Source organism: Stenotrophomonas sp. NPDC077421 (assembly GCF_049545505.1).
Lineage (GTDB): Bacteria > Pseudomonadota > Gammaproteobacteria > Xanthomonadales > Xanthomonadaceae > Stenotrophomonas > Stenotrophomonas nematodicola.
This window is the reverse complement of the sequence record NZ_JBMWDP010000003.1, coordinates 1-24,171: the sequence shown is the minus strand read 5'-3', so window position 1 is coordinate 24,171 and position 24,171 is coordinate 1. Positions and strand designations below refer to the sequence as shown.

The window sequence follows — 24,171 nt, the reverse complement described above, 5'->3', positions numbered from 1 at the left end:
CCACGCATCCCCCAGGGACACGACGATGTCGCGAATTACTCTTCTGCACGGCCGCACCGGAACCTGCGCCGCTGCACTGCTGATCACCACTTCCCTGTTGCTGAGCGCCTGTGGCGCCGGCGGTGGTTCGACCGAGGCCCAGGCTGCCGAGAAGGACCCCAAGGCCGCCAAGGCGGTCGAGGCGGTTCCGGTGGAAGCGGTCGCCGCAACCCGTCGAGCGGTCGCTGCCAGCTATACCGGTACCGCGGCGCTCGAGCCGCGCGCCGAATCGCAGGTGGTCGCCAAAACGTCCGGCGTGGCGCTGGCGGTGCTGGTGGAAGAAGGGCAGCCGGTGCGCGCTGGCCAGCCGCTGGTGCGCCTGGATCCTGACCGCGCCCGCCTGGCCGTGGCCCAGAGCGAAGCGCAGATGCACAAACTGGAGAACAGCTACCAGCGCGCCCAGAAGCTGGTTGGCCAGCAGATGGTCAGCGCCGCCGACGTCGACCAGTTGCGGTTCGATCTGGAAAACGCCCGTGCGCAATACCGCCTGGCGGCGCTCGAGCTGTCCTACACGACGGTGGTGGCGCCGATCTCCGGGGTGATCGCCTCGCGCTCGATCAAGACCGGCAATTTCGTCCAGATCAATACGCCGATCTTCCGCATCGTCGACAACTCGCGCCTGGAGGCCACGCTCAACGTGCCCGAGCGCGAGCTGGCAACCCTGCGCCCCGGCCAGCCGGTGACGCTGGTGGCCGACGCGCTGCCCGGCAAATCCTTCCCCGGCACCGTTGACCGCATTGCGCCGGTGGTGGATTCCGGCAGCGGCACCTTCCGCGTGGTCAGCGGCTTCGGCGAAGACGCGGCGGGATTGCAGCCGGGCATGTTCGGCCGCATCCGCATCGACTACGACCAGCGCACCGATGCACTGGTGATTCCGCGCCTGGCGCTGCTTGACGACGGCGAGCCGGCGGTGTTCCGCGTGCAGGCCGGCAAGGTCACGCGTGTACCGGTCACGCTGGGCTATGCCGAAGGCCCGTGGGTGGAAATCCGCGCGGGGCTGGAGGCGGGCGACCAGGTGGTCACTGCGGGCAAGGTGGCGCTGCGCGACGGCACTGCCGTGCAGGTGATCGGTACCAAGGCGGCAACGGTGGCCAAGGCGGCACCTGCCGCCAAGGCGGAGAACCGTCAATGACGTCGGCCGGCAACGACCACGGCAACGACCCGCACGCGGGCGATCGCCCGGGTGCCCACGGCGGCGGCCTGGTGGAGTTCGCCACCCGCCGCCGCGTCACCATCGCGATGTTCACCGTCACGCTGCTGCTGTTCGGCTTCATCGCGCTGGGCAATCTCAAGGTCAACCTGCTGCCCGACCTGAGCTATCCCACACTGACCGTGCGCACCGAATACACCGGTGCGGCACCGGCGGAAATCGAAACGCTGATCACCGAGCCGGTGGAAGAAGCCGTCGGCGTGGTCAAGAGCCTGCGCAAGCTCAAGTCGGTCTCGCGTACCGGCCAGAGCGATGTGGTGCTGGAGTTCGCCTGGGGCACCAACATGGACCAGGCCAGCCTGGAGGTGCGCGACAAGATGGAGGCGCTGAACCTGCCACTGGAAGCGAAAGCACCGGTGCTGCTGCGCTTCAATCCCTCCACCGCACCGATCATGCGCCTGGTGATTGCGGCCAAGAGCGATCCGGCCACCGATGCCGACGCGATGCGCCAGCTCACCGAGCTGCGCCGCTACGCTGATGAAGACCTGAAGAAGAAGCTGGAACCGGTCACCGGCGTGGCGGCGGTGAAGGTAGGCGGTGGCCTGGAGGACGAGATCCAGGTCGACATCGACCAGCAGAAGCTGGCCCAGCTCAACCTGCCCATCGACAACGTCATCAAGCGTCTCAAAGAAGAGAACATCAACATCTCCGGCGGGCGCCTGGAAGAGGGCTCGCAGCGCTATCTGGTGCGCACCGTCAACCAGTTCGCCGACCTGGAGGACATCCGCAACCTGCTGGTGACCACCCAGAGCAGCAACGGCAACGCCGCCGACGCGGCCATGCAGCAGATGTTCGCCATCGCGGCGTCGACCGGCTCGGACGCGGCCATCGCCGCCGCCTCCGCCGCGCAGAGCGCATCCAGTTCCAGCTCCACCAACATCGCCAACGGCGTGCCGGTGCGCCTGAAGGACGTCGCGAGCGTTCGCCAGGGCTTCAAGGAACGCGAGGCGATCATCCGCCTGGGCGGTCGCGAGGCGGTGGAGCTGGCGATCTACAAGGAAGGTGACGCCAATACCGTGGCCACTGCCGAAGCGCTGCGCAAGCGCCTGGAGCAGATCAAGGACCAGATTCCCGGCGACGCACAGCTGACCGTCATCGAGGACCAGTCGCGCTTCATCGAGCATGCGATCAGCGACGTCAAGAAGGACGCGGTGATCGGCGGCATCCTGGCCATCCTGATCATCTTCATGTTCCTGCGCGATGGCTGGAGCACGTTCGTGATCAGCCTGTCGTTGCCGGTGTCGATCATCACGACGTTCTTCTTCATGGGCCAGTTGGGCCTGAGCCTGAACGTCATGTCACTCGGCGGCCTGGCGCTGGCAACGGGCCTGGTGGTGGACGATTCCATCGTGGTGCTGGAGAGCATCGCCAAGGCGCGCGAGCGTGGCCTGGGCATCCTCGAGGCGGCCATTGCCGGCACCCGCGAAGTGAGCATGGCGGTGGTGGCCTCGACCCTGACCACCATTGCGGTATTCCTGCCGCTGGTGTTCGTCGACGGGATCGCCGGCCAGCTGTTCCGCGATCAAGCGCTGACCGTGGCGATCGCCATCGCGATCTCGCTGCTGGTGTCGATGACCCTGATTCCGATGTTGAGCTCGCTCAAGGGGCGTCCGCCGCTGGCCTTCCCGGCTGAGCCGGCGCACGCCACGGGGCAGCCGGAGAGTCGCTGGCTGAAGCCGGTGGCAGGCGGCCGTCGCGGTATCGGCACGCTGGCGCGCTGGAGCTTCTTCGGCGTGGCGTGGGCCGTGGTCCGCGTCTGGCGCCTGCTGGTCGCCGTGATCGGCCCGGTGATGCGCAAGGCCAGCGATGTGGTGATGAAGCCCTACGCCGGCGCCGAGCGCGGCTATCTGCGGTTGCTGCCCAACGCCCTGCAGCATCCGGGCAAGGTGCTCGGCCTGGCCGCGATCGCCTTCCTGGCGACCCTCGCGCTGGTGCCGATGCTCGGTGCCGACCTGATCCCGCAACTGGCTCAGGACCGCTTCGAGATGACCGCCAAGCTGCCGGCCGGCACGCCGCTCAAACAGACCGATGCGCTGGTCCGCGAGGTACAGCTGGCACACGCCGGGGATGACAGCATCGCGTCGCTGTACGGCGTCAGCGGCAGCGGTACGCGTCTGGATGCCAGCCCGACCGAGAGCGGCGAAAACATCGGCAAGCTGACCGTGGTGATGGCGGGGGGAGGCGATGCGCGTACTGAAGCGGCGATCACCGAACGCCTGCGCGACACCATGAAGCAGCACCCCGGCGTGCAGGTCGATTTCGCGCGTCCCGCACTGTTCAGCTTCTCCACGCCGCTGGAAGTGGAGCTGCGCGGCCAGGACATGGCCACGCTGGAGCGTGCCGGCCAGGCACTGGCGGCAATGCTGCGCAACAACCCGCACTACGCCGACGTGAAGTCCACGGTCGAGGAAGGGTTCCCGGAAATCCAGATCCGCTTCGACCAGGAACGCGCCGGCGCACTGGGCCTGACCACGCGCCAGATCGCCGACGTGGTGGTCAAGAAAGTGCGTGGCGACGTTGCCACCCGCTACAGTTTCCGCGACCGCAAGATCGATGTACTGGTCCGCGCGCAGGAAGGCGACCGCGCCAGCGTGGACAGCATCCGTCGCCTGATCGTCAACCCGGGCAGCAGCCGCCCGGTCACGCTGGACGCGGTGGCCGAGGTGGTCGCCACCAACGGTCCCAGCGAGATCCATCGCGCCGATCAGACCCGCGTAGCGGTGGTGTCGGCCAATCTGCGCGACATCGACCTCGGCGGTGCGGTGCGCGAAGTACAGGCAATGGTCGCCGCGCAGCCGGTCGGTGCCGGTGTGGGCATGCACATCGGCGGGCAGGGCGAAGAGCTGGCCAATTCCGCGCGCTCGCTGATCTTCGCCTTCGGCCTGGCCATCTTCCTGGTCTATCTGGTGATGGCCTCGCAGTTCGAATCGCTGCTGCATCCGTTTGTCATCCTGTTCACCATCCCGCTGGCGCTGGTCGGTGCGATCCTGGCACTGATGCTCACCGGCAAGCCGATCTCGGTGGTGGTGTTCATTGGTCTCATCCTGCTGGTGGGTCTGGTGACCAAGAACGCGATCATCCTGATCGACAAGGTCAACCAGCTGCGCGAAGCCGGCGTGCCCAAGCAGGAGGCCCTGGTCGAGGGCGCCCGTTCGCGCCTGCGCCCGATCATCATGACCACCCTGTGCACGTTGTTCGGCTTCCTGCCGCTGGCCGTGGCGATGGGCGAGGGTGCCGAGGTGCGCGCACCGATGGCCATCACCGTGATCGGCGGCCTGCTGGTGTCCACCCTGCTGACTCTGGTGGTGATTCCGGTCGTATACGACCTGCTCGACCGTCGCGGCGATGCCTACTACCGCGAACGCGGCCGCCACCTCACGCGGGCACCGCGCGGCCATGCCGCCGGCAGCGCACAGGAGCCGGCATGAGCGTCGCCGAGTTCTCCATCCGTCGTCCCATCACCACCATCATGTGTTTCGTGTCGTTGGCGGTGGTGGGGCTGATCGCCTCGTTCCGGTTGCCGCTGGAGGCACTGCCGGACATCTCCGCCCCGTTCCTGTTCGTCCAGGTGCCTTACACCGGTTCCACCCCGGAAGAGGTGGAGCGCAACATCATCCGCCCGACCGAAGAAGCGCTGGCGACGATGACCGGAATCAAGCGCATGCGCTCCTCGGCCACCTCCGAGGGCGCGAGCATCTTCATCGAGTTCACCGACTGGGATCGCGACATCGCCATCGCGGCCTCCGATGCGCGCGAGCGGATCGACGCGATCCGCACCGACCTGCCGGACGACCTGCAACGCTACAACGTGTTCAAGTGGTCCAGCAGCGACGACCCGGTGTTGAAGGTGCGCCTGGCCAGTACCTCGGACCTGACCGGCGCGTACGACATGCTCGACCGCGAGTTCAAGCGGCGTCTGGAGCGCATTCCCGGCGTCGCCCGCGTCAATATTTCCGGCGCGCCCCCCAATGAAGTCGAGATCGCGATCAGTCCCGACCGTCTGACCGCGCACAACCTGAGCATCAACGACCTCAGCGACCGCCTGCGCACGCTGAACTTCTCGATCTCGGCCGGGCAGATCGACGACAACGGCCAGCGCGTGCGCATCCAACCGGTCGGCGAGATCACCGACCTGCAGGAACTGCGCGATCTGGTGATCGACACCAAGGGCCTGCGCCTGGGTGACATCGCCGAGGTACGCCTGAAGCCGACACGGATGAACTTTGGCCGACGACTGGATGGCAATCCCGCCATCGGCCTGGATATCTACAAGGAGCGCAGCGCCAACCTGGTGGAAGTGTCGCGCGCGGCGTTGGCCGAAGTGGAAGCGATCCGCAGCCAGTCATCGATGCGCGATGTGCAGGTCAAGGTGATCGACAACCAGGGCAAGATGGTCACCTCCTCGCTGCTGGAGCTGGCCGAGGCCGGTGCGGTGGGCCTGCTGCTGTCGGTGACGGTGCTGTTCTTCTTCCTGCGCCACTGGCCCTCCACGCTGATGGTCACCCTGGCCATTCCGATCTGTTTCGTGATCACCCTGGGCTTCATGTACTTCGCGGGGGTCACCCTCAACATCCTCACCATGATGGGCCTGCTGCTGGCAGTGGGCATGCTGGTGGACAATGCCGTGGTCGTGGTGGAGAGCATCTACCAGGAACGCGAGCGCATGCCCGACCAGCCGGTGCTTGCCTCGATCATCGGCACCCGCAACGTGGCCATCGCGCTGAGCGCCGGCACCCTGTGCCACTGCATCGTGTTCGTGCCGAACCTGTTCGGCGAAACCAACAACATCAGCATCTTCATGGCGCAGATCGCGATCACCATCTCGGTGTCGCTGCTGGCCTCGTGGCTGGTCGCGGTCAGCCTGATCCCGATGCTGTCGGCGCGCATGAAGACGCCCAAGCTGGTGCATTCGGAGACCGGCGTGATCGCACGCCTGCAGCGACGCTATGCGCGCATCCTGCAATGGACGCTGGAGCACCGCGGCTGGAGCGTGTTCGGCATCTTCCTGGTGGTGCTGATCAGCCTGGTGCCGATGAAGCTCACCAAGATCGACATGTTCGGCGGCGAAGGCGGCAAGGACATCTTCATCGGGTACAACTGGAAGGGCGCCTACACCTACGTCCAGATGTCCGAGGAAGTGGCGCGGGTGGAGCGCTACCTCGACGAGAACCGCGAGAAGCTCCACATCACTCAGGTGTACTCCTGGTACAGCGAGCAGGAAGGCAGCAGCACCACGGTGACCTTCGATACCGAACATGCCGACAACCTGCCTGCGGTGCAGGAACTGCTGCGCAAGGGCCTGCCGCGTTCAGCACGTGCGGATTACGTCGTCGGCAACCAGGGCGGCGATGGCGGCGGTGGCGGCAATCAGTCGGTGCAGGTGCAGCTGGTGGGTGATTCGACCAAGATGCTCCAGGAGATCGGCGAGGAAGTGCTGCCCCTGCTGGCCCAGCGCACAGAGCTGCGCGATGTGCGCATCGACAACGGCGAGAAGGGCAGCGAACTGGCCATCCATGTTGACCGCGAGCGTGCGGCCGCCTTCGGCTTCAATGCCGAGCAGGTGGCGAGCTTTGTCGGCCTGGCGCTGCGCGGCGCCCCCATGCGCGAGTTCCGTCGCGGCGATACCGAAGTGCCGGTGTGGGTGCGCTTTGCCGGTGCCGAGCAGAGCAGTCCCGAAGACCTGGCCAGCTTCACCGTTCGTACCGGTGACGGCCGCTCGGTGCCGCTGCTGAGCCTGGTCGATGTGACGGTCAAGCCGACCGCGACCCAGATCGGCCGCACCAACCGCCAGACCACGCTGACCATCAAGGCGAACCTTGCCGAGAAGGTCACGGTGCCCGAAGGGCGCAAGGCGATGGAGGAGGTGCTCAAGCCCATGAGCTTCCCGGCCGGCTACACCTTCACCTTCGATGGCGGCGACTACGGTGATGACAACGAGGCGATGCAGCAGATGATGTTCAACCTGCTGATCGCACTGGTCATGATCTACGTGGTGATGGCGGCGGTGTTCGAGTCGCTGCTGTTCCCGGCGGCGATCATGAGCGGCGTGCTGTTCTCGATCTTCGGTGTGTTCTGGCTGTTCTGGTTGACCGGCACCTCGTTCGGAATCATGTCCTTCATCGGCATCCTGGTTCTGATGGGCGTGGTGGTGAACAACGGCATTGTGATGATCGAACACATCAACAACCTGCGCCGGCGCGGGGCAGGGCGCACGCTGGCGCTGGTGGAGGGCTCGCGTGAGCGCCTGCGACCGATCATGATGACGATGGGTACGGCGATTCTGGCCATGATTCCGATCTCGCTGACCGACACGCAGCTGCTCGGCAACGGCCCGCCGTACTACCCGATGGCACGTGCCATTGCCGGTGGACTGGCGTTCTCCACGGTGGTCAGCCTGCTGTTCCTGCCGACCATCTACGCGATCCTGGACGACCTGAGCAGCGCGGTTGCAGGCCTCGTGCGGCGGGCGAGGGGATTGCCGCCGAAGGGCACCGACGCGGTGATCGAAGCGGCGTGATGCCACGGGGTGCCGGCCGTTGGCCGGCCCCCCGAAAAACAACGGCAGCCGACCAACGGTCGGCTCTACCTCGCGGTGGCGGTCAGCCGCCGACCTTGTGCCACACCTGGAACCCGGTCAGCCACAGGCCCAGCATGCTGCCGATGTTGGTCAGCATGAAGGTGAGCACCACCCGGGTGACGCGGTTGCGGTACCACCCCTTGAGGCTCTGGGCGTCATCGCGGAGCTTGAGGAAGTCCTCATACGCCGGCTTGCGCAGGCGCGCTTCGACCAGGGCCGAGAACGCGCCGGTGGGGATGCTCAGGCGGAACGGCTTGAACGGAGCGACCACGATCGCCGTCAGGATGCTCAACGGATGGCTCCCCGCCAACAGACAGCCCAGGCCGGCCAGGCCGCCGGTGTACATCGCCCACGTCGCGAGCAGCTCGGTACCCACGCCCAAGCCGCCCCGGTAGAAGCCAACGGCGATGCCGGTCAGCACGATCGCCAGGATGGTCAGGGTGATCCAGGGGATGTTGCGCTTCTTCGGCACCTCTTCCAGCGAGGCACGCAGCGGGCCCGGCGCATCGGTATCGTTTTCCAGGTACCGCGCCAGTCCGGCCAGGTGACCGGCACCGACAACGGCCAGCACGTTGCGCTGCTCTGGATCGTGGATCTCGCGCAGGCGGGTGGCCATGTAGCGGTCACGCTCGCCGATGATGGTTTCGTACAGCGCCGGGCTTTCGCTGGCGAACTCGCCGAAGCTGGCTTCGAGCATGTCGCCCTGCTTGAGCTTTTCGATCTCGTCCTCGCCCACGTCCTCGGAGGCGAACAGGCCGGCCCCCAGGCCCATAACGAGCTTGATCTTGCCGAAGAAACCCAGCCGCTGCGAGGCGCGCTTGAAGGTCAGGCCGACCTCGCGGTCGATCAGGTGCACCGGCAGGTGCCGCTCGTTCGCCAGGGCGACCGCCCGCTTGAGCTCCGCGCCCGGTTCGATGCCCAGCTGCTCCGCCAGGCGTCGCTGGTAGGCGGCCAGGGCCAGGTTGGCCGCGAACAGCGCCACACGCCCCTTGCGGATCACCTCGACCAGATCCAGCTTGGCCAGCGCATCGGGGTTGGTCAGCGCCTGCAGGCGCTGCGCGTCCAGCTCCACGGCCACCGCATCGAAGCGGCCGCTGCCGATCGCGCGCTCGACCGCGTCCACACTGGCCTGGGAGACGTGCGCGGTGCCGAGCAGGGTATAGCGCACGCCGTCGCGTTCGACCACGCGCACGGGTTGGCCGGCGAACAGTGTGTCGCCGGTGTCGTCGATCTGGGTATCAGTCATCGCATCATTCATTCGAAGGGGCGCTGTCGGCACCATCGCCGAGCGCGCGTTGCATCTGGACGGTGTCCAGCCAGCGGCCATGCTTGCGGCCGAGGCCGCGGAAAACGCCGACGGTGTGGAAGCCGAAGCGTTCGTGCAGTTTGATCGAGGCGGTGTTCGACGGCTCGCCGATCACCGCCACCATCTGGCGATAGCCGCGCGCCACGCACGCGTCGATCAGACCCTGCATGAGGGCCGTGCCGACCCCGTGTCCCTGGAACGCGGCATCCACGTAGACCGAATTCTCCACGGTCCACTGGTAGGCGATGCGGCCGCGGTAGGTGTTGGCATACGCGTAGCCGGCAATCCGGCCATCGACCTCTGCAACGAGGTACGGGAAGCCGCGCGACACGATGTCATGCATGCGTCGCTGCATCTCCGCCATGTCCGGTACGTCGTACTCGTAGGTATTGACGAAGTCGGTCACTTCCACCGCGTAGATGGCGGTGATGGCCGGGATATCGGCATCGTTGGCGTCGCGCAGCAGCACGGTCACGGTCACGGGTCAGAGGCCTGGGCGGTCAGTCGATGTAACGCTTGAGCAGGTCGCCGTAGGCGTCGATGCGGCGGTCACGCAGGAACGGCCAGATCCGACGGACATGCTCGCTGCGCTGCAGGTCCACGTCGCAGATCAGCACGGTCGGGTCGGTGCCGGCCTCGGCGATGAACTCGCCCTGCGGGCCGAGCACATGGCTGTTGCCCCAGAACCGGATGCCCGAGGCGCCCAGCGGCGAGGCCTCGTGGCCGACGCGGTTGCAGCTCAGCACCGGCACGCCGTTGGCGACGGCATGGCCGCGGTGGCTCAGCACCCACGCGTCACGCTGGCGGGTCTGTTCGTCCTGCTGGTCATCCGGGTCCCAGCCGATCGCGGTGGGGTAGAGCAGCAGCTCGGCGCCGGCCAGCGCCATCAGGCGCGCCGCTTCCGGATACCACTGGTCCCAGCACACGAGCACGCCCAGGCGGCCCACCGAGGTGTCGATCGGCTTGAAGCCGATGTCGCCGGGGGTGAAGTAGAACTTTTCGTAGAAACCCGGATCGTCCGGGATGTGCATCTTGCGGTACTTGCCCAGCAGCGTGCCGTCCTTTTCGAAGACGACGGCCGTGTTGTGATAGAGGCCGGCGGCGCGGCGCTCGAACAGCGAACCGACGATGACGACGCCATGCTTTTTCGCCAATGCGCCCAGACGTTCGGTGCTGGGGCCGGGGATGGGTTCGGCCAGGTCGAATTCATCGACCGACTCGTGCTGGCAGAAGTACGCGCCGTTGTGCAGTTCCTGCAGCAGGATCAGCTTGGCACCCTGGGCGGCCGCTTCAGCCACGCGCGTCTCGATCACGGCCAGATTGGCGGCCGCGTCACCGTGGTTGCGCTCCTGGATCAGGGCGACGGAAAGGGTGTGGCGTGAGCTCATCCGGGGCGGGTCCTGCAGGGGGAAAACCGCAGTTTATCGCGGATGGGTGCACGCGGCGTGCTGGGCGCTAAATGCGCGGCGATGGCATGGTGCCAGCCCGGCGAGCGCGCGGACCCCCGTGCGTTGCCGAAAACAAAAAGCGCCGGGCAAAAGCCCGGCGCCAGGTGGTGCGTCGACCAGGGGGTGGCGTTACGCCAGCAACCCTTCCGGCAACTGCATGGTGATGCAATGCAGGCTGCCGTTCTGCCAGATCAGCGAGCGGCAGGGGACCTGCACGATCTCGTGGTTCGGGTAGGCCTCGGCCAGGACGTCGCGTGCGGCGTTGTCGGCCACGTCGCCGTAGGCCGGCATCAGCACCGCCCCATTGAGGATCAGGTAGTTTGCGTAGGATGCCGCCAGCCGGCGGCCCTCGTCGATCACCGGGCGGGCCCACGGCAGCGGGAACAGGCGGTACGGCGCGCCGTCGGCGGTGCGCAGCGCGGCCAGTTCGTCGCCCATCGCCTGGAGTTCGGCGAAGTGCGAGTCGCTGCTGTCGTCGCAGGCCTGGTAGACGATGCTGTCCACCGAAGCGAAGCGGGCCAGGGTGTCGATATGGGCGTCGGTGTCGTCGCCCTCCAGATAGCCGTGGTCCAGCCACAGCACCCGGTCCTGCGCCAGCCAGGTTGCCAGATCGGCGCTGAGCGAGGCGCGGTCTCGGTCCGGATGGCGTTCGTGCAGGCACTGCCAGGTGGTCAGCAGCGTGCCGGCGCCATCGGTTTCGATGCCGCCGCCTTCCAGCGCGAACGGAATGCTCTGCAGTTCCGCATTGGCGAACAGCCCGGCGCCATGCAGCACGCCCACCAGCTGATCGTCCAGGCTGGCGTCGAACTTGCCGCCCCAGCCGGTGAAGCGGAAGTCGAGCAGGCGGAAACCGCCATCGGCACGCGTGAGCGTGATCGGGCCGGAATCGCGCAGCCAGGTGTCGTCGTACTGCGCGGTGACGAACCGGACGCGGTCCATGTCGATGCGGTTGGAGCGCAGGCGCGCGTCGGCGTAGGCCTCCAGGTCATCGTCGGCAACGATGATCACCACCGGCTGGAAACGGGTGATGGCTGCCACCAGGGCGATGTAGGTGTCCTCGACGTCGCCCAGGCGGTCGGCCCAGTCGGTTTCGGCGTGGGGCCAGGCAATCAGGATGGCGGACTGGGGTTCCCATTCGGCCGGAAAGCGGAGCGTGTCGTTCATGATCTCGGTGCGATGGCCCGCCGGGCGGCGGGCAGTGGGAGGGTCAGCGGATCGGCGGTTTGGGCCCGATCTCATTGGCGTCGGCCTGGTTGGCAACCACATCGATCACCTTCTGCTTCTCGAAGTAGACGGTGAACTGCGGGTACACCCAGCGGTGGATGGTCGGCCACTGGCGCTTCTGCCCGCCGCGCGGCTCCAGGCGTTCACCCGGATCGCCGAACTGCGACTGGACCTGCTGCATGCTCTGGCCGCGCACGGGCAGGGCCACGGCGGGCTTCTCGCGGCTGCGGTCGATCAGCAGGGTGTCGGCATGCACGCTGGAACAGGCCAGCAGGGCCAGCAGCGGCAGGGTGGTCAGGTAACGTTTCATCTCGATCTACTCCCCAGTGGTCAAGAAAAAAGAAGGTGTCGCGGCCAGCGGCCGCGCCCCACCCGCCGATTACAGCAAAAACGGCAACAAAAAACCGCCCGGAGGCGGCTTTTTGTTCAGGCAGGTCGCGACCCGTGCGGGTGCGACTTCCTTCGGCTCAGCGCTGGCGAGCCTTGAAACGCGGGTTCGACTTGCAGATCACGAAGATCTTGCCACGGCGGCGAACGACCTTGCAGTCACGGTGACGGGACTTGGCCGACTTCAGGGAAGACAGGACTTTCATTGCATACCTCGGCGTAAACGTTGGATTCGGTTGGAGCGCGGCCGCGATATGCAGATGACAATCGGCAGGTGACGCTCGTTCAAGCCCGCCATTCTACCGGTCTTTTTTCCATCCTTTCAAGTGGTTGCACGAAAAAGGTCTCGGGCGGGGCCGGGCAGGGGCTAGAATGGCCCGTCAAAATCACCGGGAAACCCATGAACCAGCTTCCTTCCGTGCTCACCATCGACGGCCCGTCCGGGGCCGGCAAGGGGACCGTCAGCCGCATTGTCGCACGCCGGCTGGGGTGGCATTACCTCGATTCGGGCGCCCTGTACCGCGCCGTGGGCGTGGCGGCCAGCTGGGCCGATATCGACACATCCGACGCCTCCGCGCTGGTCCGGTGCACGTTCGATACCCATGTCCGTTTCGTCGAATCGGCCGATGGCGGGCTGCGCGTGCTGGTCAACGATACCGATGCCACCGACGAGCTGCGCCTGGAGACCACCGGCGCCCTGGCGTCGGCCATTGCGGCCATTCCGGAGGTCCGGGCCGCCCTGAAAGAGCGCCAGCGCGCATTCAGGATCGAGCCGGGTCTGGTTGCCGACGGTCGCGACATGGGGACGGTCATCTTCCCGGATGCCCCATTCAAGGTCTTTTTGACCGCCAGCGCCGAGGAGCGGGCGGAGCGGCGGCATAAGCAGTTGAAAGACAAGGGGGTTTCTGTTAACTTTGAAGACCTCCTGCGCGAGATCATGGCCCGCGACGCCCGTGATGCACAGCGCACAGTGGCGCCCCTGAAGCCGGCAGACGATGCCGTCATCATCGACACCAGTGGTATCGGCATCGACGCCGTCGTTGCCAAGGTACTGGATCTGCTTCCGGTTTCGGGTGCCTGATCCGTTGTAAGGAGGGTCGTCAGTCCATCGACGGCAGTCGCACTACTGCAAGGCAACAACAGCTCCGTCCCGCAATGATGCGTGGCGGTTTTCCTACTTAACACACGACCTGCGTTTCCGGGGTCGACCAACAGGCGGGCAGTAAACGGAACCCTTGCGGGGACCAATGCCCATGTGTCCAACAGAGTAAATCTAATGACCGAATCATTTGCCGAACTGTTCGAAGCCAGTCAGGCCAATCTGGCCAAGCTGAAGCCGGGCGCCATCGTCAGCGGTGTTGTCGTTGAAGTCCGCGGCGACGTCGTGGTGATCAACGCCGGCCTGAAGTCCGAAGGCATCGTGCCGATCGAACAGTTCCGTAACGACGCTGGCGAGATCGATGTTGCCGAAGGCGACGTCGTCAAGGTCGCCCTCGACTCGATCGAGAACGGCTTCGGTGAAACCGTCCTGTCGCGCGAGAAGGCCAAGCGCGCGATGGTGTGGGACGAGCTGGAAGAAGCGTTGGAAAAGAACGAAACCATCACCGGCCGCATCAGCGGCAAGGTCAAGGGTGGTTTCACCGTGGACATCAAGGATGTCCGCGCGTTCCTGCCCGGTTCGCTGGTGGATGTGCGCCCGGTGCGCGACCCGGCCTACCTGGAAGGCAAGGAGCTGGAATTCAAGCTCATCAAGCTGGACCGCAAGCGTAACAACGTCGTGGTCTCGCGTCGTGCAGTCGTCGAAAGCGAGCACTCGGAAGAGCGCGAGCAGCTGATGGACAAGCTGCAGGAAGGCGCGATCCTGAAGGGTGTCGTCAAGAACCTGACCGATTACGGCGCGTTCGTGGACCTGGGCGGTATCGACGGCCTGCTGCACATCACCGACATGGCCTGGAAGCGCGTGCGCCACCCGTCCGAAGTCGTGAACGTCGGCGACGAGCTGGACGTGCGCGTGCTGAAGTTCGACCGCGAGCGCAACCGCGTTTCGCTGGGTCTGAAGCAGCTGGGCGAGGATCCGTGGGACAACATCGCCCGTCGTTACCCGGCCAACAGCCGCGTCTTCGGCAAGGTCTCCAACGTCACCGATTACGGCGCGTTCGTCGAGATCGAGCCGGGCGTCGAAGGCCTGGTGCACGTTTCGGAAATGGATTGGACCAACAAGAACGTCAACCCGTCCAAGGTTGTGCAGGTCGGTGACGAAGTCGAAGTCATGGTCCTGGATGTCGACGAGGAGCGTCGCCGCATCTCGCTGGGCATGAAGCAGGTTGCCGCCAATCCGTGGGAAACCTTCGCTGCCATCCACAAGAAGGGTGACAAGGTGTCGGGCCAGATCAAGTCGATCACCGACTTCGGCATCTTCATCGGCCTGGACGGCGGTATCGACGGCCTGGTGCACCTGTCGGACATCAGCTGGAACACCACCGGCGAAGACGTGGTCCGCAACTTCAAGAAGGGCGACACCCTGGACGCAGTGGTCCTGGCCGTCGATCCGGAACGCGAGCGCATCAGCCTGGGCGTCAAGCAGCTGGAGCAGGATCCGTTCGGCCAGTACATGGCGGCCAATCCGAAGGGTTCCAAGGTCGAAGGCGTGGTCAAGGAAGTGGACGCCAAGGGCGCTACCATCGAACTGGCTGACGGCATCGAAGGCTACGTGTCCGCTCGCGACGTTGCGAACGAGCGCGTTGACGACGCGACCCAGTTCCTGAAGGTCGGCGACAAGGTCGAAGCCAAGTTCGTGGGCATGGACCGCAAGGGCCGTACCCTGCAGCTGTCGATCAAGGCCAAGGACGACGCGGAAATGCGCGAAGTGCTGGAGGAATACCAGTCCGCTTCGGGTGGCACGACCCAGCTCGGCGCGCTGCTGCGCGCACAGCTGAACGGCAACAAGTCCGAGTAATCGGTCTTACCCGTTGCAGTAGTTTCCTGGACGGCCCGGACTTTTGTCCGGGCCGTTTCAGGGTCTGGTTTCCTCCCCAAGAGCCCGTAATGACCAAATCCGAGCTGATCGAAATCCTGGCGCGCCGACAGGCGCATTTGAAGTCGGACGATGTCGATCTGGCGGTGAAGTCGTTGCTGGAAATGATGGGCGGGGCGTTGGCCGGCGGTGATCGGATCGAGATCCGCGGGTTCGGCAGTTTTTCGTTGCACTACCGGCCGCCGCGCCTCGGGCGCAACCCCAAGACGGGGGAGTCGGTGGCATTGCCGGGCAAGCATGTCCCGCATTTCAAGCCGGGCAAGGAGTTGCGCGAGCGCGTCAGCGCCGTCGTACCGCTGGAAAGCGATCCTGCCTGAGCCGTCGCGTCCGTATCCCGGGGGCATGTTTTCCGCCGTGTCGGCTGGTAGAGCGGAGTGCTAGTCCGCTACTCTTGAGGCCTTCCGGAACTGGAGCTGGTACATGAATATCGTACGTCTACTGGTCCTGCTGGCGGTTCTGGTGGTCGGGCTCATTGTCGGCGCGCTCAATTCGCAGCCGATCGCCATCAGCTTGGGCTTCACCCAGATCGCCACGACCACCGGCCTGGCCATCATCATTTCGCTGCTGTCCGGTGCCCTGATCGGCGGTGCCCTGGTCCTGGCCAGCATGGTCATCCCGCTGTATTCCAAACTGCGCAAGGCGCAGAAGGCTGCCCCCGTGGTGGTCGCCACACCTCCTCCTTCTTCTACTTTCGACGGACGCTGAGCGCCGATGGAATTTGTCTCCGAGTGGTTCTGGTTCTTCCTGTGTCTGCCGTTGGCGGCGCTGTCGGGCTGGGTGATCGGCCGGCGCGGTGGCCAGCGTCATGGCGACAACCAGGTCAGCCGGCTCTCCAGCACCTACTTCCGTGGCCTGAACTACCTGCTCAATGAGCAGCCGGACAAGGCGATCGAGCTGTTCCTGCACATCGCCGAGCTGGACAAGGAAACCTTCGAGACCCAGGTCGCGTTGGGCCATCTGTTCCGCCGCCGTGGCGAGGTGGACCGTGCGATCCGCCTGCACCAGGGGCTGGTCAACCGCAGCGACCTCAGCGATGCACAGCGCGTCCAGGCGCTCCTCGCCCTGGGCGAGGACTACATGAAGTCCGGCCTGCTCGACCGTGCCGAAACCGTGTTCACCGAGTTGGCCCAGATCGACCAGCGCGCCCCGCAGGCACTCAAGCACCTGATCGGCATCTACCAGGCCGAACGCGACTGGGAAAAGGCGATCGACAACGCCAGCCGCTTCGAGGAAGTCACTGGCGAGCCGATGGGCAAGCTGATCGGCCAGTTCGAGTGCGAACTGGCCGAGCGCTATCGCGGCGCCGACCGCGTCGACGACGCGCGGGCGGCCATCGCACGTGCCTACCAGGCCGATGCCATGTCGGTGCGTGCCGGCATCATCGAAGGCCGCCTGGAGTCCGACGTCGGGCATCACGAAGCGGCGGTCAGGGCGTTCGAGCGTGCCGCGCGCAACGACCCGGACTACCTGCCCGAACTGTTGCCGGCCCTGATGCAGAACTACCGCAAGGTTGGCGACCTGGCCGGCGCGCGCGCGTTCCTGTCGGAGATGACCGAGCACTACCGCGGCATCGCGCCCGTGCTGGCCCTGACCCAGCTGATGGAAGAGCAGGAAGGCGTGGCACCCGCGCGCGCCTACCTGGGCCGCCAGCTCAAGGACCGCCCGTCGGTCCGCGGCGAATCGGCGCTGATCGATCTCACCCTGGCCGATGGCGCCGATGCGACGGCCACGCTGCACGACCTCAAACACATCACCGACCAGTTGCTGGTCCGCAATCCGGCCTATCGCTGCACGCGCTGCGGCTTCGGCGCGCGGACGCACCACTGGCAATGCCCCAGCTGCAAGGAGTGGGGTACGGTCAAGCCGCTGCTGAACTACGCGGTGCTGTAAGTGGTGATCCCCTGGATCTGGCTGGCCGGCCTGGTGGCGGTCATGGCCCTCTCTGCGGCCCTGACCGGGTGCGCGCGCCGGTACGCCCTGCGCCGCAACCTGATGGATCAGCCGGGCGAACGGCGCAGCCACGGCGTCGCCACGCCCCGCGGTGGCGGCATCGCGATCGTGGCCACGCTGCTGTTGACCTGCCTGGCGGCGGCGCTGATCTGGCCGTCCGCCGCCAAGGCGCTGCTGGTGTTCGCCATCGGGCTGGGGATGGTGGCGGGGATTGGCTGGTGGGACGACCACCACCCGCTGCCCGCCCTGCGTCGCCTGCTGGTGCATCTGGTCGCATCCGCGCTGCTGGCCGGTCTGGTCTGGCAGGTCACGGGCAATCTGGTGCAGTCGGTTCTGGCCCTGCTGTTCACGGTGTCGCTGGTCAACATCTGGAATTTCATGGATGGGATCAACGGCATTGCGACCACGCAGGCGATCCTGGCCGCGATGGCCTTTGCCCTCGTGCTGCCGTCGCCGTTCGGTCTGGCCGGCGTCGTGCTTGGCCTGGCCTGCCTGGGCTTCCTGCCGTTCAATTTCCCGCAGGCCCGCATCTTCATGGGCGATGTCGGCAGCGGCGCGCTTGGCTATGCCGTCGCGGCGCTGGTATGCCTGACGAGCGTGGTGACCGACATCCAGTGGGTGTTGCTGCTGGTGCCGCTGACCGGGTTCCTTGTGGACGCCGGCTTCACACTGTTGTCGCGCATGCTGTCGGGGCAGCGTTGGACGCAACCCCACACACAACACCTGTACCAGCGGATGGTGAAAAGTGGCGCAAGCCACAGTTTCACCACCGGTATGTACTTTGTTTTTGGTTTATTCAGTGTCGCGGTGTTTAATGCTTGCACACATTTGCAGCCGAGGTGGGAGGCTGCCGTGGCTGTCGCGTGGATGATCCTCGCGACCGGCCTTTGGCTACTCCTGCGCAAGGGAATGCGCCTTTAGAAGGACTGTGCTTTTTATGACGCCTTGGCAGGACCGTTTTACCGGCTTGATTCCGCGGGCCGCCATCGTCGCCCACGATCTGTTCATGGTCTGGGCGTGTTGGCAACTGCTGCATGCCGGCCGTTACTCCATGCTTCCCGATGCACCTGCCCTGCCGCTGTGGAACATCGACACCTCGCTGGTGTTGGTGATCCAGGCGGTGGTGTTCTGGCGCGTGGGCCTGTATCGCGGCCTCTGGCGCTTTGCCAGCGTGGCCGATCTGCTCAACATCTTCAAAGCCAGCTTCATCGGTCTGCTGGCCATCGTGGTGGCGCTGGCCTACAAGCGCTTCAATGGCGTGCCGATGTCGGTGCTGGTGATCTATCCGTTCGCCCTGTCGGCGCTGCTTGGCGCGCCGCGCCTGCTGTACCGTGCATGGAAGGACTACCAGGCGCTGCAGTCGGACGCCAGTGCGCGCCGGGTGCTGATCCTGGGCGCGGGGCAGGCGGCCGAAGCCCTGGTCCGTGACCTGCGCCGGTCCGGCGATTTCCATCCGGTCGGGCTGCTCGATGACGCGCCCCACCTGCAGGGCGCCAAGCTGCAGGGCCTGCCGATCCTCGGCACCTTGGACGATGCGCCGGCCGTGGTCCGTGAGACCGCCGCCAAGCTGCTGGTGATCGCCATTCCCTCGCTGGATGCGGTCGGCATGCAGCGCGTGGTGGCCCTGTGCGAAAGCACTGGCGTGCCGTTCCGGATGGTGCCCAAGCTCAACGACATCCTGCTGGGCCATTCATTGCCCGGGCAGCTCAAGGAAGTGGCGATCGAGGACCTGCTCGGCCGCAAGCCGATCCTGCCGGACTGGGCTCTGATCCGTGGCTGGCTGGGCGGTCGTACCGTGCTGGTCACCGGCGCGGGCGGCTCCATCGGCTCGGAATTGTGCCGCCAGTGCGCGCGCCACGGCGCTGGCCGCATCGTGCTGCTGGAAATGAGCGAACTGCTGCTGCTGACCATCGAGGCCGAGCTCAAGCGCAGCTTCCCCGATCTGGACGTGGAGGCCGTGCTGGGTGACTGCGGTGATCCGGCGGTGATCCGCCATGCCCTGTCGCTGTCGCACGTGGACGCGGTGTTCCATGCTGCCGCCTACAAGCAGGTGCCGGTGCTGGAGCGTCAGCTGCGCGAGGCAGTGCGCAATAACATCCTGTCCACCGAAACGGTCGCGCGCGCCTGCGTCGAGGCCCGGATCGAGCACTTCGTGTTCATCTCCACGGACAAGGCGGTCGATCCGGTCAATGCGCTGGGCGCCAGCAAGCGCTACGCGGAGATGATCTGCCAGAGCCTGGATCAGAAGACCAACCACACCCGTTTCGTGACCGTGCGCTTCGGCAACGTGCTGGCCTCGGCCGGCAGTGTGGTTCCGGTGTTCCGCGAGCAGATCCTCAAGGGTGGCCCGGTGACCGTGACCGACCCGGAAGTCACGCGCTATTTCATGACCATTCCCGAGGCCTGCCAGTTGATCCTGCAGGCGGCCGCCTCGGCGTCGCATGGCGCGATCTACACCTTGGACATGGGCGAGCCGGTGCCGATCCGCGTGCTCGCCGAGCAGATGATCCGTCTGGCCGGCAAGCAGCCGTACAAGGACATCGCCATCATCTATACCGGGCTGCGTCCGGGCGAGAAGCTGCACGAGACGCTGTTCTACTCGGACGAGGACTACCGTCCCACGGCGCACCCCAAGATCCTGGAAGCCGGTGTGCGCAGCTTCGCGCGCGAGCAGGTGCTGGGCAACGTGCCCAAGCTGCGCGAGGCCATCGCCACCTACGACACCGATGCGATCAACAGCATCCTGTTTGCGACCATGCCCGAGTTCGCGCCATTGCCACAGGACGATAACGTCACCTCCGCTACAGTGCTGCCGTTCCCCGCACGAGAGGCCAACAGGCACTGATGAGCAACAAGCGCATTCGCAAGGCGGTATTCCCGGTAGCGGGTCTGGGCACCCGGTTCCTGCCGGCGACCAAGACCGTGCCCAAGGAGATGCTGCCGATCATTGACCGGCCGCTGATCCAGTACGCGGTCGACGAAGCGATCGAAGCAGGGTGCGACACCCTGATCTTCATCACCAACCGCTACAAGCATGCGGTGGCCGACTACTTCGACAAGGCCTACGAACTGGAGCAGAAGCTCGAGCGCGCCGGCAAGAAGGAGCAGTTGGAGCTGGTCCGGCACGTATTGCCGAACGGGGTGCGGGCGATCTTTGTCACCCAGGCCGAAGCGCTGGGCCTGGGGCACGCGGTGCTCTGCGCCAAAGCCATCGTCGGCGACGAGCCGTTCGCTGTCTTGTTGCCCGACGACCTGATCTGGAACCGCGGCGACGGTGCGCTCAAGCAGATGGCCGATGCCAACCAGGCCAGCGGCGCCAGCATCATTGCCGTGGAAGACGTGCCGCACGACAAGACCGGCAGCTACGGCATCGTGGCGACCGACGCCTTCGACGGCCGCCAGGGCCGGATCAGCGCGATCGTGGAGAAGCCCAAGCCTGAGGATGCGCCGAGCGACCTCGCCGTGGTCGGCCGTTATGTGCTGAGCCCGGCGATCTTCGATCTGCTCGAATCCACCGGCACCGGTGCCGGCGGCGAGATCCAGCTGACCGATGCCATCGCCGAGCTGCTCAAGACCGAGCGCGTCGATGCCTATCGGTTCGAGGGCACCCGTTTCGACTGCGGCACCCACCTGGGACTGGTCGAGGCCACCATCCGCTTCGCGCTCAACAACGAGAAGCTGGCTGGCCCCGCCCGCGAAATGCTCAAGAAGGCACTCGCCGACAGCTGACCGGGACACTTGGGTGCCGACCGCGGGTCGGTACGCAGCAACTCCACGCAGAAGGGCAGCCTCGCGGCTGCCCTTCTGCGTTCTGCCTGGCAACGCCCGGCGTTACAGCGATTCGAAGATGCCTGCTGCACCCATGCCGGTGCCGATGCACATGGTGACCATGCCGTATTTCTGCTGACGACGGCGCAGACCGTGCAGCAGGGTGGCGGTGCGGATCGCACCGGTCGCCCCCAGCGGGTGACCGAGGGCGATGGCGCCGCCCAGCGGGTTGACCTTGGACGGGTCCAGGCCGCAGTCGCGGATGACGGCCAGCGACTGCGCGGCGAACGCTTCGTTGAGCTCGATCCAGTCCAGCTGGTCCTGGGTCAGGCCTGCCTGCCTGAGGGCTTTCGGGATCGCGGCGATCGGGCCGATGCCCATCACTTCCGGGCGCACGCCGGCAACCGAGAAGCTGACGAAGCGGGCCAGCGGCGTGAGGCCATAGTCCTTGACCGCCTGTTCGGAGGCCAGCAGCACCGCACCGGCGCCGTCGCTCATCTGCGACGAGTTGCCGGCGGTGACGGTGCCGCCGAACTGGCCGTTGCGGAACACCGGGCGCAGCTTGGCCAGCCCTTCGGCCGACGAATCCAGGCGCGGGCCTTCGTCGGTGTCGACGATGCGGTCACGGGTGATGATGCGGCGGCCATCGGCCAGGTCCGGCTGGCGGGTGCGTACGTCGTAGGGGCTGATCTCATCCTTGAACTCACCGTTCTGGATGGCGGCGATCGCCTTCTGGTGCGAGGCGAGGGCGAAGGCGTCCTGCTCCTCACGCGACACCTTCCACTCTTCGGCGACCTTCTCGGCAGTGATGCCCATGCCATAGGCGATGGCGACGTGATCGTTGTCGAAGACGCTCGGCGCCATCGCGATCTTGTTGCCCATCATCGGCACCATCGACATCGACTCGGTACCGCCGGCCAGCATCAGGTCGGCGTTGCCCAGCCGGATCTGGTCGGCGGCCATCGCCACCGCCTGCAGGCCGGAGGAGCAGAAGCGGTTGACCGTCTGTGCGGCGATGGTGTCCGGCAGGCCGGCCAGCAGCACGCCGATGCGCGCCACGTTCATGCCCTGCTCGGCTTCCGGCATCGCGCAGCCGATGATCGCGTCATCGATGCGGTTGACGTCGATGCCCGGCGCCTGTGCGACCACGGACTTGAGCACGTGGGCAAGCATGTCGTCCGGACGGGTATTGCGGAACACGCCCTTGGGCGCCTTGCCGACCGGGGTGCGGGTGGCGGCGACGATGTAGGCGTCCTGGATTTGCTTGGTCATTGCAGTGATCTCTCGAAATTTTTAGCCGGAGTGCCGACCCGGGGTCGGCACCCACCGTAGACAGGGGGCGCGGTCAATTGCGCAGCGGCTTGCCGGTCTTCAGCATGTGCGCGATGCGGGCCTGGGTCTTTTCCTGCTGGGCCAGTTCGACGAAGTGCTTGCGTTCCAGGGTCAGCAGCCACTCTTCGTCCACCAGCGTGCCGCGGTCGACTTCGCCACCGCACAGCACGGTGGCGATGCGCACGGCAATCTCGTAGTCGTAGGGGCTGATGAAACGGCCTTCGAGCATGTTGACCAGCATCATCTTGAACGTTGCGATGCCCACGTCGCCGGCGACCTGGATGCGGCGGGCCGGCATCGGCGGACGGTAGCCGCCTTCGGCCAGCGCCTGCACTTCGGCCTTGGCGATGTACAGCGCTTCGTAACTGTTGAAGACCACCTTGTCGGTGGCGCGCATCAGGCCCAGCTCCTTGGCGTTGACCGCAGAGTTGGACACCTTGGCCATCGCCACGGTTTCGAAGGTCTTCTTCAGCTCGGCAAAGACGTCCCCGCCCGGACCAGCCGCCTGCGACGCACGCACCGCCAGCTCCTTCAGGCCGCCGCCGGCCGGCAGCAGGCCGACGCCCGCTTCGACCAGGCCGATGTAGCTTTCCAGTGCCGCCACACTCTTGGCGCTGTGCATCTGGAACTCGCAGCCGCCGCCCAGGGCCAGGCCGCGCACGGCGGTCACCACCGGTACCAGCGAGTACTTGATCGCCTGGCTGGTGCGCTGGAAGTTGTGCACCATGTCCTCGAACTGCTCGACCTTGCCGGCCTGCAGCAGACCGAGCGCACCGGCCAGGTCCGCACCGGCGGAGAAGGGTTCCTTCTGCTGCCAGATCACCAGACCCTTGAAGTCCTTCTCGGCGCGCTTGATCGCTTCCTGCAGGCCATCGAGCACGTGGTCGGACACGGTGTTCATCTTGGTCTTGAAGCTGACCACGGCGATGCCGTCGCCGTCGTGCCACATGCGCACGCCGTCATTTTCGAACACGGTCTCGCCCGGGCTGAAGGTTTCGCCCAGCAGCGGGTCCGGGAAGCGCTGACGCTGGTACACCGGCAGCGACGAGCGCGGCAGCTTGGCGTTGCGCGACGGGCTGTAGCTGCCTTCGGCGGCGTGCACGCCATCGCGGCCATCGAACACCCAGTCCGGCAGCGGCGCATTGCTCATGCTCTTGCCGGCCACGATGTCATCGGCAATCCACTGCGCCACCTGCTTCCAGCCGGCAGCCTGCCAGGTTTCGAACGGGCCGAGCGACCAGCCATAGCCCCAGCGGATGGCCAGGTCGACGTCGCGCGCGGTCTCGGCGATGTCGGCCAGGTGGTAGGCGCTGTAGTGGAACAGGTCGCGGAAGGTCGCCCACAGGAACTGCGCCTGCGGGTGCTGGCTTTCGCGCAGCTTGGCGAACTTCTCGGCCGGGTTCCTGATCTTGAGGATGTCGACCACTTCCGGTGCGGCGGTACGGTCGGCCGGGCGGTAGTCCTGCTTCTCCAGGTCCAGCACGACGATGTCCTTGCCGACCTTGCGGAAGATGCCGGCGCCGGTCTTCTGGCCGAGCGCACCCTTGGAAATCAGCGCGTCCAGCCACTTCGGCGAGGCGAAATACTGATGCCACGGATCGTTGGGCAGGGTGTCGCCCATCGTCTTGATGACGTGCGCCATCGTGTCCAGGCCGACCACGTCGGAGGTGCGGTAGGTCGCCGACTTCGGGCGGCCGACCAGCGGGCCAGTCAGGCCATCGACTTCATCGAAACCCAGGCCGAACTGCTGGGTGTGGAAGATCGTGGACAGAATCGAGAAGACGCCGATGCGGTTGCCGATGAAGTTCGGGGTGTCCTTGGCGTACACCACGCCCTTGCCCAGGGTCGTGACCAGGAATGCTTCCAGGCCCTCCAGCACGGCGGCATCGGTGGTGG

At 65.9% G+C, this 24,171-nt stretch carries 19 protein-coding genes; 11 read left to right on the top strand and 8 right to left on the bottom strand.

Translation table 11 applies throughout. The annotated features are described in order from the left end of the window. The first annotated feature begins 25 nt into the window (after positions 1-25). Genes ACPEH1_RS02350 through ACPEH1_RS02340 form a run of 3 tightly spaced genes read left to right on the top strand, consistent with a single transcriptional unit; the run spans position 26 to position 7,766 of the window. Positions 26-1,171, top strand: a complete 1,146-nt coding sequence (locus tag ACPEH1_RS02350) for an efflux RND transporter periplasmic adaptor subunit (protein ID WP_017355585.1) — start codon at positions 26-28, stop codon at positions 1,169-1,171. Further along, positions 1,168-4,677 (top strand): efflux RND transporter permease subunit, encoded by a 3,510-nt coding sequence (locus ACPEH1_RS02345; RefSeq protein ID WP_423715173.1) that lies wholly within the window; start codon positions 1,168-1,170, stop codon positions 4,675-4,677. The genes ACPEH1_RS02350 and ACPEH1_RS02345 overlap by 4 nt, the downstream gene beginning before the upstream one ends. Beyond that, complete coding sequence (locus tag ACPEH1_RS02340) at positions 4,674-7,766, top strand: efflux RND transporter permease subunit (protein ID WP_017355587.1); 3,093 nt, start codon at positions 4,674-4,676, stop codon at positions 7,764-7,766. Before ACPEH1_RS02345 ends, ACPEH1_RS02340 begins: the two co-directional genes overlap by 4 nt. 82 nt (positions 7,767-7,848) lie before the next feature. Here the strand turns inward: ACPEH1_RS02340 and ACPEH1_RS02335 are convergent, their stop codons facing one another. From ACPEH1_RS02335 to ykgO, 6 genes are all read right to left on the bottom strand, one after another. Further along, positions 7,849-9,084, bottom strand: coding sequence for a TraB/GumN family protein (locus tag ACPEH1_RS02335; RefSeq protein ID WP_423715171.1), 1,236 nt, complete (start codon positions 9,082-9,084; stop codon positions 7,849-7,851). Continuing rightward, a complete protein-coding gene (locus ACPEH1_RS02330; protein WP_312707401.1) occupies positions 9,077-9,607 on the bottom strand; it encodes an N-acetyltransferase family protein in 531 nt (176 codons plus the stop codon). Before ACPEH1_RS02330 ends, ACPEH1_RS02335 begins: the two co-directional genes overlap by 8 nt. 25 nt (positions 9,608-9,632) lie before the next feature. Continuing rightward, complete coding sequence (locus ACPEH1_RS02325) at positions 9,633-10,520, bottom strand: carbon-nitrogen hydrolase (protein WP_017355590.1); 888 nt, start codon at positions 10,518-10,520, stop codon at positions 9,633-9,635. Positions 10,521-10,709: 189 nt separating this feature from the next. Then, positions 10,710-11,744, bottom strand: coding sequence for an agmatine deiminase family protein (locus ACPEH1_RS02320; RefSeq protein ID WP_153164238.1), 1,035 nt, complete (start codon positions 11,742-11,744; stop codon positions 10,710-10,712). 43 nt (positions 11,745-11,787) lie between these two features. Then, positions 11,788-12,114 carry a hypothetical protein gene (locus tag ACPEH1_RS02315; protein ID WP_017355592.1) on the bottom strand — a complete coding sequence of 109 codons (327 nt, stop codon included), beginning with the start codon at positions 12,112-12,114 and terminating at the stop codon, positions 11,788-11,790. A 157-nt stretch (positions 12,115-12,271) separates the two neighbouring features. After that, a complete protein-coding gene (gene ykgO / locus ACPEH1_RS02310; protein WP_017355593.1) occupies positions 12,272-12,397 on the bottom strand; it encodes a type B 50S ribosomal protein L36 in 126 nt (41 codons plus the stop codon). A 194-nt stretch (positions 12,398-12,591) separates the two neighbouring features. Here ykgO and cmk point away from each other — a divergent pair, with 194 nt between their 5' ends. The 8 genes from cmk to galU all read left to right on the top strand — a co-directional run bounded on the left by cmk (position 12,592) and on the right by galU (position 20,904). Next, a complete protein-coding gene (gene cmk, locus ACPEH1_RS02305) occupies positions 12,592-13,272 on the top strand; it encodes a (d)CMP kinase (RefSeq protein ID WP_017355594.1) in 681 nt (226 codons plus the stop codon). 195 nt (positions 13,273-13,467) lie between these two features. Then, positions 13,468-15,147 (top strand): 30S ribosomal protein S1, encoded by a 1,680-nt coding sequence (rpsA, locus tag ACPEH1_RS02300; protein ID WP_017355595.1) that lies wholly within the window; start codon positions 13,468-13,470, stop codon positions 15,145-15,147. Between the two features lie 89 nt (positions 15,148-15,236). Continuing rightward, positions 15,237-15,542, top strand: a complete 306-nt coding sequence (locus tag ACPEH1_RS02295) for an integration host factor subunit beta (protein WP_017355596.1) — start codon at positions 15,237-15,239, stop codon at positions 15,540-15,542. Between the two features lie 103 nt (positions 15,543-15,645). After that, positions 15,646-15,930, top strand: coding sequence for a LapA family protein (locus tag ACPEH1_RS02290; protein ID WP_017355597.1), 285 nt, complete (start codon positions 15,646-15,648; stop codon positions 15,928-15,930). Between the two features lie 6 nt (positions 15,931-15,936). Next, entirely contained in the window at positions 15,937-17,115 is a 1,179-nt protein-coding gene (gene lapB / locus ACPEH1_RS02285; RefSeq protein ID WP_017355598.1) for a lipopolysaccharide assembly protein LapB, read from the top strand. A gap of 6 nt (positions 17,116-17,121) precedes the next feature. Continuing rightward, complete coding sequence (locus ACPEH1_RS02280) at positions 17,122-18,096, top strand: glycosyltransferase family 4 protein (protein ID WP_312710538.1); 975 nt, start codon at positions 17,122-17,124, stop codon at positions 18,094-18,096. A 16-nt stretch (positions 18,097-18,112) separates the two neighbouring features. Further along, positions 18,113-20,020, top strand: a complete 1,908-nt coding sequence (locus tag ACPEH1_RS02275) for a polysaccharide biosynthesis protein (protein WP_017355600.1) — start codon at positions 18,113-18,115, stop codon at positions 20,018-20,020. Then, entirely contained in the window at positions 20,020-20,904 is an 885-nt protein-coding gene (galU, locus tag ACPEH1_RS02270) for a UTP--glucose-1-phosphate uridylyltransferase GalU (RefSeq protein ID WP_017355601.1), read from the top strand. Before ACPEH1_RS02275 ends, galU begins: the two co-directional genes overlap by 1 nt. 102 nt (positions 20,905-21,006) lie before the next feature. Here galU and ACPEH1_RS02265 read toward each other — a convergent pair whose 3' ends face one another. Both ACPEH1_RS02265 and ACPEH1_RS02260 read right to left on the bottom strand, forming a co-directional pair. Beyond that, the gene (locus ACPEH1_RS02265; protein WP_136003813.1) at positions 21,007-22,215 is read right to left on the bottom strand and encodes an acetyl-CoA C-acyltransferase; all 1,209 of its coding nucleotides are present in this window, start codon (positions 22,213-22,215) and stop codon (positions 21,007-21,009) included. A gap of 73 nt (positions 22,216-22,288) precedes the next feature. Beyond that, positions 22,289-24,171, bottom strand: a 1,883-nt coding sequence (locus ACPEH1_RS02260; protein WP_423715170.1) for an enoyl-CoA hydratase-related protein, incomplete at its 5' end; no start/stop codon positions are given.